This is a genomic window from Chondromyces crocatus (assembly GCF_001189295.1).
GTDB lineage: Bacteria > Myxococcota_A > Polyangia > Polyangiales > Polyangiaceae > Chondromyces > Chondromyces crocatus.
In genome coordinates this window covers 2,657,714-2,671,888 of sequence record NZ_CP012159.1, presented here as the reverse complement: position 1 = coordinate 2,671,888, position 14,175 = coordinate 2,657,714, and the positions used below count along the sequence as shown (strand labels likewise).

Annotated in this window: 9 protein-coding genes; 4 read left to right on the top strand and 5 right to left on the bottom strand. The window is 70.8% G+C overall.

Annotated features, from left to right (window positions below; genetic code table 11):
- Positions 1 to 238 precede the first annotated feature (238 nt).
- The 3 genes from CMC5_RS09940 to CMC5_RS09930 form a co-directional block, all read right to left on the bottom strand.
- On the bottom strand, positions 239 to 1,921 hold the full coding sequence (locus CMC5_RS09940) for a serine/threonine protein kinase (protein WP_218920246.1): 1,683 nt from the start codon (positions 1,919 to 1,921) through the stop codon (positions 239 to 241).
- 199 nt (positions 1,922 to 2,120) lie between these two features.
- On the bottom strand, positions 2,121 to 4,373 hold the full coding sequence (locus CMC5_RS09935) for a sensor histidine kinase (protein WP_050430175.1): 2,253 nt from the start codon (positions 4,371 to 4,373) through the stop codon (positions 2,121 to 2,123).
- On the bottom strand, positions 4,370 to 5,017 hold the full coding sequence (locus tag CMC5_RS09930) for a hypothetical protein (protein ID WP_050430174.1): 648 nt from the start codon (positions 5,015 to 5,017) through the stop codon (positions 4,370 to 4,372). The genes CMC5_RS09935 and CMC5_RS09930 overlap by 4 nt, the downstream gene beginning before the upstream one ends.
- 244 nt (positions 5,018 to 5,261) lie before the next feature.
- Here CMC5_RS09930 and CMC5_RS09925 point away from each other — a divergent pair, with 244 nt between their 5' ends.
- The 4 genes from CMC5_RS09925 (at position 5,262) to CMC5_RS09910 (ending at position 10,472) form a co-directional block, all read left to right on the top strand.
- Entirely contained in the window at positions 5,262 to 6,383 is a 1,122-nt protein-coding gene (locus tag CMC5_RS09925; protein WP_050430173.1) for a Type 1 glutamine amidotransferase-like domain-containing protein, read from the top strand.
- Between the two features lie 74 nt (positions 6,384 to 6,457).
- Positions 6,458 to 7,690 (top strand): DUF533 domain-containing protein, encoded by a 1,233-nt coding sequence (locus tag CMC5_RS48405; RefSeq protein ID WP_050430172.1) that lies wholly within the window; start codon positions 6,458 to 6,460, stop codon positions 7,688 to 7,690.
- A 278-nt stretch (positions 7,691 to 7,968) separates the two neighbouring features.
- Complete coding sequence (locus CMC5_RS09915) at positions 7,969 to 9,600, top strand: DUF4832 domain-containing protein (protein ID WP_156338408.1); 1,632 nt, start codon at positions 7,969 to 7,971, stop codon at positions 9,598 to 9,600.
- A gap of 26 nt (positions 9,601 to 9,626) precedes the next feature.
- On the top strand, positions 9,627 to 10,472 hold the full coding sequence (locus tag CMC5_RS09910) for an SDR family NAD(P)-dependent oxidoreductase (protein WP_050430170.1): 846 nt from the start codon (positions 9,627 to 9,629) through the stop codon (positions 10,470 to 10,472).
- Here the strand turns inward: CMC5_RS09910 and CMC5_RS09905 are convergent.
- Together CMC5_RS09905 and CMC5_RS09900 are read right to left on the bottom strand one after the other, a co-directional pair.
- Entirely contained in the window at positions 10,426 to 12,186 is a 1,761-nt protein-coding gene (locus CMC5_RS09905) for an MFS transporter (RefSeq protein ID WP_156338407.1), read from the bottom strand. The two genes, CMC5_RS09910 and CMC5_RS09905, sit on opposite strands and share 47 nt — an antisense overlap.
- 71 nt (positions 12,187 to 12,257) lie before the next feature.
- Positions 12,258 to 14,153: a hypothetical protein gene (locus tag CMC5_RS09900; protein ID WP_156338406.1), complete on the bottom strand. Its 1,896-nt coding sequence runs from the start codon at positions 14,151 to 14,153 to the stop codon at positions 12,258 to 12,260.
- Positions 14,154 to 14,175: the final 22 nt, after the last annotated feature.

Below are 14,175 nucleotides of genomic sequence, written 5' to 3'. Positions count from 1 at the left end.
CACCGGTCCGACGCTTGGCGGCTGGGTCCGACACCGGGTTACCGGTCGGGTGCTGGGCTCCCCGCCCGTCGCTGGGTTTCCGGCCCGTTGCCGAGCTTTCGGTCCGTCGACAGGTCGCGGACTGCCAGAAGGTTGCTGGCTGCCGGAAGCGTGCGAGCTGCCGGCCCCCCCGAGGGTCGGTCGGCAAGCTCGAGGGGCGGGGTCACGCCGACGGGGCACGCCTGTCCCCGCTGTGGGTTCAGGAGGGGTTGAGTCGCCCGGAGAGGCGCTGCTCGGGGGGCACGTCGCCGTGCGGGCTGCTGTTGGACGAGGCGAGCAGCTCGTTTACCAGATCGCGGCACTCGGGCCGGTTGCGCAGGTGACCGAGGAGGATGTTCGAGACCTCGGTGAACGAACGCTCGAAGTGCACGCCTTCCCGCGTCCGCACCGCCACCCGCTCCCTGCCTTGAGCCAGGTCCTCTTCCAGGGCCTCGGCGTAGCGCGCGAGCTGCGCACGAAGCTCCTCGATCTGACGCCTCAGATCCCGGGCCGTGGCTTCGCGCATGTTCTTCTTCTGCTCGTAGCGCCCGAGCTGTTCCCGCTTCGCTTGCGCGATTGCGCCAGCAGCGCCGGCGCGCTCGTACACGAGCGGCTCGTGCGTCCCCTGCCGCGCTGCCGCTTCGGCGATCTGGCGCGCGGAGAGCGCCTGCTTCTCCGCGATCGCCAGCTCGCCGCGGACCTTCTCCACGTCCTCGGCGTCGGCGGCGGCCTCGCGCATCACGCGCGACTCCTCATGCGCCAGCTCCTCGACCTTTCGACCGATCTCTGCGCGCAGTGCCCGGCCGCGGCGCTCCAGCGCATCGACCTTCCGCGTCAGGCTCGCCACCTCGCCTTCGAGCCCGTTGGCGCGCTTGGCGAGATCCCACATCTGCGTCAGCGCCCCTTGCACGTCCGGCGGCGTCTGCCCCGACGGGTAGGCGCGCGACACCATCCGCGCGAAGAGTGCCGCGCGGCTGGCCCACTCGATCACGGCCGGGCTCTGGGGAGGAGGAGGAGGCGGCGGCGGCATCGCCATCGCGTCTCCCCCTTCGATTTCCCAGGCCTGGGTGGGCAGGCTGCGCTGCAGCGCCTTCAGCTCTTCCTGGAGATGATGCGCGTCGCGGTAGCGCTTCCGGACGTCCTTCTCCAAAAGGCGCAGGCAGATCAGCTCACCTTGCGCGTGCGCGTCCGGTCGGATCGAGCGCGGCCGAGGCGGTGGATGCGTGCGCTGCATCTCGAGCAGCGTGTCCCGATCGTTCGATCGGAACGGGAGCTGCCCGGTCAACATCTCGAAGAAGAGCACGCCGAGAGCGTACAGGTCCGACTGAGGACCCGCTTCCTCACCACGCGCCTGCTCCGGCGACATGTACTCGGGCGTCCCGAAGACCGCCCCCTTCGGCGCCAGCCGGGGGTCCCTGGCGATCGCTGCGAGGCCGAAGTCGAGGATCTTCACGAAATCCTTTCGACCGCCGCGCTGCGTGAGCAGGATGTTGTCGCTCTTCAGGTCGCGGTGCACGACACCCAGGTCGTGGGCGCGGGCCAGCGCTGCGCACATCTGCTCCAGGATGTCCACCGCCCGGGCGATCGGCGTCGGCCCGCGCGCGAGTTCCGCGGAGAGCGGCGTGCCCACCAGGAACTCCATCACCAGGTAAAGTTCACCCTCCTCGGTCTCACCGATATCGTGGATATCGATGATGTGGGCGTGGTCGACCCGGTTCGCGGCGCGCGCCTCACGCAGCATCCATGCCCGGAGATGCGTCTCTCCGCGCAGGTCTGGCCGTATGAGCTTCAGCGCCACCACGCGCTCGATGAGCACGTGCCGGGCCCTGTAAACCACACCCATGCCGCCTTCACCGACCCGCGCTTCAAGGCGGTATCGGCCGGCGACGACCTTCCCAATCATCGGATCCACATTGGAGGCCTTGGGACCTGCCGGTCGGATCGCGCGCTGCTCCATGGCTTCTCGTGTTCTCCCCAGCGCTCCCGCGAGCACCATTCCGCGGGGCCTCTTGCGCTGCGCGACATCGGGACGCTTGTTACGCTTTGAAACTCGGCTTTATCGGTTCGTCAGGGCTGAGGCTATCCGGTTTGTTTCGGCCGGTCTACGAAGAGTGAAGGCGCAAGGGAAGCGGACCACTCTCCATATCTCGCCCCCCGGGAGTGCCCTTCCCCACGTTGACTGGCAACCGGCAGATGAACCGGGCCCCCACCGCGCCGTCCAGGTTCTCCTCCAGGGTCAGCCGCCCCCCGTGGCGGCGCACGATCTCCGTCGAGATGGAGAGGCCCAGCCCGGTACCCTGCTCGCGCGGCTTGGTCGTGAAGAAGGGATCGAAGACCCGACTCGCGAACTCCGCCGGGATCCCCGGCCCACTGTCGCCCACCTCGATCGCCACCCCGTCCCCCTCCTGCCACGTCCCGATGCGAATCGTTCGTGACCCCCCTCGTCCCGATTCGATTGCCTGGATGGCGTTCACCAGCAGGTTCATGAACACCTGATGGATCTCGCTCACCCGGCAGACCACCGGCGGTAGCTCTCCGTACTGACGCACCACCTCGATCTCCGCTCGCCGCAGCCACGGACCGAGCAAGAGCAGCGTCTCCTCCACCCCTGCGTGCAGATCCGCGGGCACCGCGTCCCCCGGCGCGCGCGCGAAGTTCTTCAGGTTGGTCACGATGCGCACCGCGCGCTCCACGGCGCGCCCCACCAGCATCGAGATCTCGCTCAGGTCGGCGAGCGCCGCGTCCACCTCCAGGGCGCGCCGCTCCTGCGCGAGCGACTCCCGCCGTGCTGGCGAGAGCTCCCCCGCGGCCTCCTGCCACGCCCGGTCCATCGACGACAGCTCCGCGGCGATCTTCGTCAGCGGCTCGGCGGCCCCCTGGATCGCATTCAGCGGGTTGTAGATCTCGTGCGCCAGGCCCGCCGCCAGCTCACCCAGCGTCGCCAGCCGCTCCCCCTGGATCAGCGCCGACTGCGTCCGCTTCAGCTCCTCCAGCGCCCGCGACAGCTCCGCGGTGCGCACCGCCACGTTCTCCTCCAGACCCGCGCGCTCCGCCTCCAGCTCACCGATGGTCCGCGACAGCGCTTGCCGCATCCGCTCCACACTCTCGCCGAGCACCACCATCTCGGCGGGCCCGTTCAGCTGGGGCACGGCCTCGTCGAGCTTGCCGCGCGCCACCACGTCGGCGGCGCGCGCGAGCCGCGACAGGGGCCGCGACAACTCACCGGCCGCGTGCGCCACCACCCCCAGCGCGGCGAGGACGAGCAGCGAGAACGACGCGAACAGCGCCGACATCGCGCCCACCGCCTCGTCGAAATCCACGTCGTTCGCCAGCGTCCGGTACAGGCCGACCGTGGCGAGCAACGACAGGAGCCCCGTGAACAGGAGCGGCAGACCGAAATCTCGCAGGAGCTGCTGGCCCACCCGGAGCGGCGGCCCCCCCGGGTGCTCTCGCGCCGCCCCCTCGCTCAGGCCGAGCTGCTCACGGAGCGCCGCGATCACCGGCGCGACCGCCGCCCGGTGCCAGCTTCGCTGGCAGAAGGACACCCCCACCGCGAACAGCGCCCCGAACACGAGCTGGATCAGCGCGTCCCCCGGGCTCCAGGGCCCGGGCCGCACGTAGATCACCCCCACCGAGATGCACACCAGCCACAGCCCGAAGTTCAGGCGCGCCAGCACGTCCGGCAGCCGCTCTGCTTGCGCGAGCCCGCCCTCCAGGTCCTCGCCGCTCACCAGCGCCCGCGAGATCGCGGCCGTCGCTGGCCTCAGCGCGATCGTGAACCCGAGGGTTCCCAGCAGCGCCAGGAGCGGCACCACCTCGACCCAGGCGTTGAACACCACCTGGCTCCCCGTGCGCAGCACCGCCACGACGAACACCAGCATCACCTGGCCGCCCACGATGCCCAGCGTCATCGCGCGCCCCGCGAGCTGCTCGCGCAGCTCCGCGGCCGACGGCGCCGTCGCTGAGGTCGACGACGTCAGCAGGAGCCACCGGTAGATCGTCCGGCGCACCGCCCCTGCCATCAGCCCGAACGCCAGCGCCGCGATCAAGAGCCCCATCTGGGAAGGCGCGCCCGACGTCCCGGCCCGCGCGAGCAGCGGGGTGGACGAGAGGGGCCACGCCACCACCCGGATGGCGCCGGCCACGGCGAACCCCCGAGCCCCATGCCGCGAGAGCTGACCGATGAGCGCACCGGAGACCGCCATCGACCCGAGGAACAGGACTGCAGGCCAGGGCGTGGTGAAGGCGGCGGGGACGACGGCGGAAACGAAGAGCAGCGCGGAGAACAGCTCCCACCCGGCGGCGAGCAGCTCCGCGCGCAGCCGCGGGTTGGCGAAGAGCGAGGCGAGCGTCACTGGCCCTGGAGGCGGACCCCTGGGAGCACCGTGCGGCTCTCGACTTCTTCCTCCAGCGACTCCGCGTCGACGAGCAGGTGTGCCCGCAAGCTCTCGCCGATCGCTTCGAACGCGCGCCCCTGGTACGGCACGTTCCGCCCCTGCGACGAGGCGAGCCAGTAGCTCCCCGAAGCGGCCCCCCCGATGGGCTCGGGCAGCGGCGCGGACTCCGGATGGTTCCCCGGGAACGGGTCGGGCGCCGTCGCGAACGCCTGCGCGATCGATTCCGCCATCCCGGGCTCCGGCGACGCCGCGAACAGCATCGAGAACCCAGGCTCGAAGCTCACCGAGACGGTGCTGTTCGTGATCTGGGTGGCCACCCCGGGCGTGTGCTTCTTGATCACCACCTCCTCGATGGTCTTGCCCGACACCAGCAGCAGCTTGTGCCCTGGTGTCACCTGCGATCCGCCGGACTCCACCTCCCGCCGGAGCGTGATCTCGTGCGACACGTAGAACTGGAGGTTCTTCAGATCCTTGGCCGTCAGCCCGTGCTGCATCCGCAGCTCATGAGTGAACGGCACCAGCCGCGGTCCGCAGCCGGTCAGACACGCCGTGAGCACGACCGAGACCAGCAGCACGAGCACGGAAGATAGGCGGTTGAGCATGGACCCCTCGAGCAGCGCAGCGCCATGGAAGCTCAGGGCGCGTGGCCGATCAACGGAAAGACTTGGCAGACCTTACAGGCCCGCACGTAGCTCCCCGCGGTGGTCCCGAGGACGGGCCCCTCTCGTCGATGCCCATGGCATCCCTGGACCCGAGGCCCCGAACGCCAGTCCCGCCGCATGACCCGAGGGAGCGGGGGGGGCAGATGGCCCCCTGACGCTGGATGCGCGGGACTACGATGGAGCCATGCGAGGCGCGCTCCTGCTGAACGGCAACGCCGAGTCCGAGGAACACCTGATCCAGACCGCGGCCCCTCTCCTTCTCGGGTCCCGGCATGCAGACCCCGAGGTCGCCGCGTCCCGCAGGGTCCTCCTCGTCACAGCGGGATGGGCGGAGAACGAGCATGACGAAGGGCACGTCAAGCGTGCCTTGAACCAGCTCGGCCTCCCTTCCGCGTGGGAGGCCGGCTACGACCGCGCGCACGTCAACCTATCGCTCCTCGCCGAGCTGAACGATCTCTGCCGCCGCGCCCCCGAGCTCTCCGAGGCGTGGTCCGCGCTGCGCAAGGCGGAGCAGACCGCGCGGCGCTTCTACCTCGAGCACAACGCCCACCTCCTCGCGCTCTTCCGCCGCGCCCTCCGGGACGCCAAACAGCTCGACCCCGACCTCACCGTCCCCCGCCTCCTCTCCCGCGATGGCCCGACCGGCGGCTCCCACCCCCTCGAACGGCACGCCCTCGCGCAGCAGCTTCGCCAGGCCCTCTCCACCCTGGAGGCGAACGACGACCACCTCTTCCACCTCCTCACAGAGATCGAGCACCGCGCCTTCGACGCCTCTGGCGCCGCCTACCACCCAGGCTGGCGCGCCACGCGAGAGCGCCTGGAGCAGCGCATCCTCGAGGCCAGCACCCTCCTCCTCTTCGGCGGCCGGCTGGACCTCTTGCTCGACGGCCTCCGCTTCTTCCGCCTGCGCGAACCCCTCGCCGAGGCGCTCCGCCGCGGCGCCCAGATCGTCGCCATGTCTGCGGGCGCCATGTCCCTCTGCGAGCGCGTCATCGTCTACGACGACTTTGCCGAGACCCCACGCGACTTCCAGCTCTACGACCGCGGCCTCGGCCTCGTCCGCGACCTCCAGCTCTTCCCGCACTGCATGGAGCGCATCCAGACCGACGATCCGGACAACCTCGCCTACCTCGCCCGCCGCTTCCGCCATCAAGCCTGCATCGGCCTGAACCAGCGCTCGTACCTCCACCTGGAACTCTCACCTCGCCGCGCCACGAGCGTCGGCGTGGACGACGCCGTGTACGGGTTCGGACCCGACGGGACCAAGCACCGCTACCACGCGGGAGAAGACGTCCCGTTCGGCTGAAACGCGCCGTCTCCTCTCACATCGTCACGACGGGAGACGCTTGCAGGCCCCTCGCCGCGCCGCGACCATGGCGCATGTTCAACGCCCAGCAGGTCCTCGGCGCCCTCCTCTTCGACGGCGTCGACAGCGAAGCCGGCCGCAACTACCGGCGGGGCATGCGCCGGATGCGACGCCGCGCCGTGAACCACATCGTCGGCGAAGACAGCCTCCTCGGCGGCGTTGCCACGGCTGGCAAAGTGCTCGTCGGCGCCGCAGGCCTCGCTGCGGCCGGAGGCCTCGCGTACACCGCGTACCGCCACTTCAAGACCCCCGACGCGCCCGGGCTTCAAGGCGGAGCTCCGGCGCACGCGGGTGCGTTCGGGCCTCCGCACAACGCCGCGCCTGGTGGGTGGGGCGCTTCGCACAACCCTGCTGCCGGAGGCTTCGGCGCTCCGCACAACACTGCTGCTGGCGGATGGGGGCCTTCGCCAAACCCCGCAGCGGGTGGATGGGGACCGCTTCCCAGTTCCGCAGCAGGTGGGTGGGGCTCACCGCCGAACCCTGCTCCTGGCGGATGGGGCTCGCCTCCAGCTCAGGCCTCCGCAGGTGGCGTCGGAGGCTTCGTCGCAGGACTCATGGGCTCACCTGCGCCCACCGCCCCCGGTGGAGGCGCGGCCCCATCCGCATACCAGAACGATCCTTCCACCTGGGGAGCCCCTCTTCCCGCCGCGTCGACGCCAGCCCCCTTCCCGCCAGCTGGACCACCACGCACTGATGCGCCACCTCCAGGCGCCTGGACACCACCACCTGGAGCGCCGCCCATCCCCCCGAACGCGGCTCATGCACCTCACGCGCAGTACGCGCAGCACGCGCAGCACGCGCAGCACGCACCACCAGCGTCGCCGCACGCGGCCCACGCCCAGCACGCACCGCAGACCGCTCCTGCCCCTCAGAGCGGCAGCGCCGATCCTCAGGCCGACGCCCTCCTCCTCGTCCGCGCCATGATCGCTGCGGCCAACGTCGACGGCCACATCGACCCCACCGAACGCGCTGGCATCCTCGACCGCGTCACCGCCTCGGGCCTCCCCGCCGAGGAGCGTGAAGCCCTCGCCCGCGAGATCGACACCCCCTGGCCTCCGTACGCGCTGCTCGGCCAGCTCCGCTCCAGGGACATGGCCGAGCAGTTCTACCTCGTCTCCCTCCTGGCCATCGAGGCCGACACCGAGGCCGAGCACGCCTATCTCCGCGCCCTGCCAGGCATGCTCGGCCTCCGCCCCGACGACGTCACACGCCTGCACGCGCAGCTCGGCCTCACCGCGCCGACCTGAACGGCCCCTCCCCCGCCCCCAACACACGCCGCCGTCCCGCTCGTCCCATCGGCCTCTCGTTCGTTTGCGACAGCGCCGACGCGCTCTCGAGCCCTTCTGTCCTCCGCGCGATCCATCCCTGGATTGCCGCCTCGTCATGCCTTGCCGCGGTGGCTGGTCTCGTCGCCCGGGTGTCATACCTCACCGCGATGCGACCACCCGACCCCTCGACCCTGGTGCAGCGCCTGCGCTCGCTGCGCCGCGCTCCTTTACGAGACCGAGCTGCTGGAGGCTCACGGGTGCTCGCACGATCGATCCTGTCTCCCCGAGCCCTCACCCACGCCCTCTCCCTGCTCGCGCTCGCCACCGGCTGTCAGTGCACCTCGGACTCCTCGGCTTCGCCCTTGCCGCTGGACTCCCCGCTCTCGTCGGCCCCCCTCGCCTCCTCGTCGCCCCCACCCCTCACGCCACCAGCCCCCACGCCCGCGCCCTCGCTTCTCCACATTGCTCCACAGCCCGCGGATCCCACCCCGCTCGTCCGATCTCCCTGGACCTTCGGCAAGCCGCCGTCACCCACGAGCCCCACCGTCGTGGTGCGCCCGCGCGAGATCCATGGCCACCTCGACAACCCGGGCATCGGCGTCCAGACCTTCCAGCGCTACCGCGGACAGACGCTGAACCCTGGCCTCACGGGCCACAACTGGTCCGAGGCCGGCCCCACCCAGCCACTCCCCGACGCGCCCACCCGGCCCGATTACCCGGACAGCACCGTCGCCTACCTGCGCTGGCACTGGGCCACGATCGAGCCCGAAAAAGGCCACGTGCGGTGGGACATCATCGACACCGCCCTCGGCGAAGCCCGGCGCCATGGCCAGACCCTCGCCCTTCGCCTGATGCCGTACGACCACGAGCATCCCTTGCCGACCTGGTACCAGAACTCCGGCGCGCGCCGCGTCGACCCCGCGGACGATCCGCGCAGCAACACCGTCTGGGAGCCGGACGTCGACGACCCTCGTTACCTGAAGCACTGGGGCGATCTCGTGACCGCTGCGGGCGCACGCTACGACGGTCACCCCGACCTCGACAGCGTCGACATCGCCACCCATGGTCCTTACGGCGAAGGCTGGAGCGACGCGCTCCCCTCTCTCCAGCGCGAGCGCGAACTCGTCGACCTGTACTTCAAGGCCTTCACCCGCACCCCGCTGCTCATCAACGACCAGCCACGCGTCGTCGACTACGCCGTCGCCCGCGGCGCTGGCTGGCGGCTCGACTGCTGGGGTGACATGCGCTCATCGGAGCCCAACGTCGGCTGGTCGCACATGCTCGACTCGTACCCGATGCTGCTCTCGCGCCCGCCCATGCGCAACGCCTGGCGGCGCAGCCCCGTCTCGCTCGAGACGTGCAGCGTCACCGGCGACTGGATCGCGGCGGGCTGGGACATCGAATACATCCTCGACCAGGCCCTCGCCTGGCACGCCTCCACCATCAACCTGAAGTCGTCTGCCATCCCTTCGGCGTGGCGGGCCCGGTTCGACGCCTTCATCCGGCGCCTCGGCTACCGCCTCGTCCTCCGCCGCCTGGAGCACCCCCGGAAGATCAAGGCGGGCGCGTCGATGCAGCTCTCGCTCTGGTGGCAGAACGTCGGCGTCGCGCCCGTCTACCGCCCTTACATCGTGGCCCTCCAGCTCCGCTCGCAGATCAGCGCGCAGGCGCCCGTCGTCCTCGAGCTTCCTCTCGACGTGCGCGACCTCCTGCCAGGCGACTCCGTCTGGGAGGGCGCCCTCCGGCTCCCTCGCGTCCTGCCGCATGGCCCCGTGACGCTCCGACTCGCGCTGCTCGACCCGCGCAGCCGTGAGCCCGCGATCCGCCTCGCCATCGAGGGACGCGAGTCCGACGGCTGGTACAACCTGGGATCCCTGATCGTCGAGTGAGCCCGGGCTCCGCTACACTCGACCGCATGCCGGATCTCGTCCTCACGGGCGCCACCCGAGGCATCGGCCACGCCCTCGCGCTCGCCCTTGCGGAGAAGCGGGACACCCGCCTCGTCCTCGTCGCCCGCGATCAGCAACGCCTCGACGACCTCGTCGCCACGATCGTCGCGCGGGGTGGCAACGCCGTCGCCGTGCCTGGCGACCTCGGCTCCCTCGACGGCGCCCGCGCCCTCTCCGAGCACCTCCTCGGCGTCGTCGAAGAAGGCGCCACCCTCGTCCACAACGCAGGCCTCTGGCCTTCGCAGCGCACGCTCACCGCCGACGGCCTCGAGGCCGCCTTCGTGGTCAACCACCTCGGCCCCCTCCTGATGCAGCGACCCCTCCTCCAAGCAGGGCGCCTCCGCCGCCTCCTCGTCGTCAGCGCCGGCCTCATCGCCCTCGGCCGCTTCGACGAGGAGCGCACCCCGCGCGGCGACGATTTCTCCGCCATGCGCACCTACGCCAACACCAAGCTCTGCTTCGCCATCGCCCAGCGCGACCTCGCCGAGCGCCACCCCGACCTCGACGTCCTCGTCCTCCACCCTGGCGTCGTGCGCACCGACCTCGGCGCACGCAAGGGCCCCATCGGGTGGCTCCTCTCCCTCGTCAAGCGCGCCTGGGAGTCGCCCGAGGCCTGCGCCGCCCGCCTCGTGCGCATCCTCGATCGCCCTCGCTGGTCGCCGCCGGGCACCGCGCGCTGGCTCATCGAAGAAGACGAGCGCCCCTGGCCCTCGAATACCCGCGACGAGGCCACCGTCCGCGCCGTGCGTGACGCGACGGCCACGCTCACGACCGGATCATCACCCAGCCCGCAAACCCGCGCAGGAACGTGAACGAACCGAGGAACACCGGCACGAGCACCACCGCGAAATGCCAGTTCGCGGACCGGATCATCTCCGCCGTCAGCGCGAAGCCTCCCAGCGTGTAAACAACACCGCGCACCATCATCCACCGGCACCGCGCGGCCTCGGTCTCCCGAGGGTCCTTGACGCGCCTGGTAGGCTCCTCCGCCCTCGCCTTCTGGCCCGCGACGTCGCCCGGAAGGCCGAGCGTCCCCTCGCCTCCCGAAGCCACGACGTGCCGCCCATCCCCTCGGTAGACGAACCCCGCCTTCCGCATCCCCGCGGGCTCCTCTGCCCCGTGCATCCAGCGCGTCAGCGTGGGCAACCCCAGCAGCAACGCCCCGCCACCGAGCAGCAGCCCGACCAGGATCGACGCCGTGCCCGCCTCGCTCACCCCCACCCCGCCCAGCGGACTCACCGACGACAGCAGCATCGGCGCCGCCCCGAAGACGGCCATGCACACCGTCATGCAACGTACGGGCGCGAGCTTCGTCACCATCGCTCGACCGATCGACGACACCAGCAGCTCCCCCACCGCCCCGACCAGTCCGCTCATCATGACCAGAATGCCCACCCGCTCACCTGCAGGCGCATCGATCCCGAGGAGCGGCGCCGTCCCGATCGCGACGACCAGCACCCCGACCGCCACCTTCGCCACCCCCGACCGCACGCGCGACACGTCCCTGCTCCGCTGCCACGACCGCACGAGCATCCCTCCGAGCGTGAGCCCCACCAGGGCGATCACGACCCGGCCCACCTCTGTCTTCCGAGCGTCTGCCAGAAGCTCCGCTTCTTCCCATCCGCAGCGCACCTTGACGGCCAGCACGCACAGCGCCGCCGCACCGCACAGCGCCGCCAGCACCATCAGGCGCTGCCTTTCGACACGACCGAGCGGTTGTGCCTCCGAAACGCGAGGCAAGCGCCACGCCCCGAACAGCAACCCCACCCACAGGAGGGCCAACAACGCGAGCGGACCGCGCTGCACGAGCCACGTGACACCACCCAGCGCCTCCACCAGCAGCATGCCGCCGAGCGCCGTCCCCCCGAGCGCCACCACACACGTCACGACCGCTCGCACATCACGACGCGAGAGTTCCGCGCGTGGGGCGTCTGGCTGCCCCGGCGTGTAGTCCTCGGCCGGGAACAGCTGCGGTGCCCCGAACGCGACGGTCGTGACGGCCATCATCGCCAGCGCTGCCGCATCGAGGCCGGCCCGCCCCCCCCGGCTCACGAAGAGCGCCACGTACAGACCAGCGCGCTCCGCCACGAAGACCCAGCCGAACCCGCTGTCACGCCGCGGGTCCGAAGGTCCGTACAGGTTCCCGAGCTGCACCAGCAAGCACGGCTGGCTCAGGCTCGCTCCCACCGCGAGCAGCAGCGCGCCTGCCAGGAGGGCGCTCGGCTCGTCCACGAGGATCGCCCCCCCACCGAGCGTGGCCAGGGCCATGCCCGAGAGCATCACGTTCCGCGGACCCATCCGCCGATCCGCGAGAAGCCCGCCGAGCAAGGACGCCCCGACGCAACCGATCACCAGTACGATCCGAAACGCGAGGCTCTCGTGCGCTTCCATCGCCAGCACTTCCGCCGCGGCGTGCCCCATGCCGAGGAAGATCGCGCTCCACCCGAACACCAGGCCGGCTTGCAAGCACAGGAGCGCACCGAAACCGGAAGGCTGCTGCACGCCACTCCCCCCTCGCTCGCTCATGACTGGGAAGCTATCAGAGAGCCCTCGCCGCTTCGCCCGTTCCTTCTTCGCGGAGCGGCGAGAGTCATCGGTCACTCCGCTCGAGGCCACCGAGGTGACGGCGTCAGAAGCCCACGCACGAACGTCACCACGCCGTACAGGATGGCGCCGTAGGCAATGATGATGGGCGGACCCTCCTTCGTCCTTATCGTCGTCACCAGCGTCGCCACGAAGCCACCGAGGGCCCACAGCAACCCGCCGTAGATCTTCCGCCGCCGCGCCATCTCGGCGTCGTACAGCCGCTGCTCCTCCTCTTCTTCCTTCGCGTCAGCATCGACGTCACCGACGACGGTCTCCTCGTCGCTCTCGACCTCGGTCCTCGCCTCGCGCTCCTCCGCCTCAGCGCTCCCCGCCTTCTTCCGCTTTTTCCTCCTCACCCGCACGCGCTCGCGCTCGCGCTCCGCTTCTCCAGGCTCCCTCGCGTCCCTCTCTCGCGCGCTCTCGGCTCGCTCAGGCGTCTCCACACCCGCCACCGGACCCACGAGCGCCAAGGCGCCGCTCGATGCCTGCGCCCTCGCCCTCCCGATCTCCAGCCTTCCATCGCTCCGGTAGCCGACGCCGGCGCCGACCTCGCCGCGCACCACCACCGGCTTCTCGGCGCCACGCATCCAGCGCTTCAGCGTCGGCAGGGCCAGCAGCAACCCGGCCCCCCAGAGCAGCATCGCCACCACGGTCCAGGCAGGGAAACCCCACCCCGGCTGGAGCAGCGACGCCCACGCCTCGGGAACGTGCATCCCGCTCTTCGCCAGCAGGCGAGGCCCTGCCATCCAGAGAGCCATGCACACGCCTGCATGGCGTGCGGGGGCGAGCTTCGTCACCATCGCCCACCCGATGGGAACAACGAGCAGCTTTCCCCCCTTCCCCAGCACCGAGCTCACGACCGCGAGTTGCTCGGCCACTTCCGGCCCGTGCCCCTCGATGCTGAGGAACACCACGGCACCGACCGCAGAGAGCAGCACCCCGACAGCCAGCTTCGCAGCCCCGGACCTCCTCCTTCCCGCGCCATCCAGCCGCAGCCATCCCCACGCGAGCAACACGCTGACCACGATCGAGCCCACCTCGAACCAACCGGAGAAGAGAAGCTCCGAGGCCTGGAGCGTGACGGGCAAGCTGGGGAGCCACCATGGCTCGATCTGCGACCACAGCGCGCAGAGCAACGAGGCTCCCCACAGGAGCCCCAGCACCCCCAGGCGCTGCCAGGCCACCGCGTCGAGCGGACGCTCCTCGGGCCGGCGACGCAGGAGCCACCCTGCGACGAGCAGCACCACCACGGCGCCCGCCCCGAGCACGAGCCCCTCGTGCTCCACGAGCATGGACGCCGTGCGGGCCGACAGCACGAGCCACGCAGCGCCCCCTGCCAGCGTGCCGATCGCAAGAACGCTCGCCCCCACCCGGAGCGCATCCCGCCGTGTCAGCCGCGCGCGAGGCGCCTCGACGTCGCCAGCCACGTACCCTTCGGCCGGCAGCTCGTGCTGACGGCGCACGGCGCTCACGACCGCACCGAGCAGCACCAGCGCGGCGAGGATGCCTTGCCCCTTCGTGCTCCAGATGCCCGGAAAAAAGGCATCTCCAGCCGCTGTAGCGGCCCCCCCTACCACCATGAACCAGGTGAACCCGCTGTCACGCCGCCGGTCGCCCTGCCTGTACAGCCCTCCGAGCTGCACGGCCAGGAGAGGCACAGTGCTCGCCATGCCCCCCGTGCACAGCAGCAACCCCGTCACGAGCGCCCACGGAGCGTGCAGGAGCAGCATGCCTGCGCCCACCATCGCCACCACCATGCCCGCCACCGAGATCACGCGCGGGCTCGACACCCGATCGGCGAGAAGAGCGCCGAGGAGCGGCAGAAGGTAGACCAGGTACATCACCGTCCCGAGCGCCTTCGGCGCATAGGGATCCACCTCCGTGGACACCACCAGCGCGACGCCCATCAACGCGAAGTTCAGCGCGACC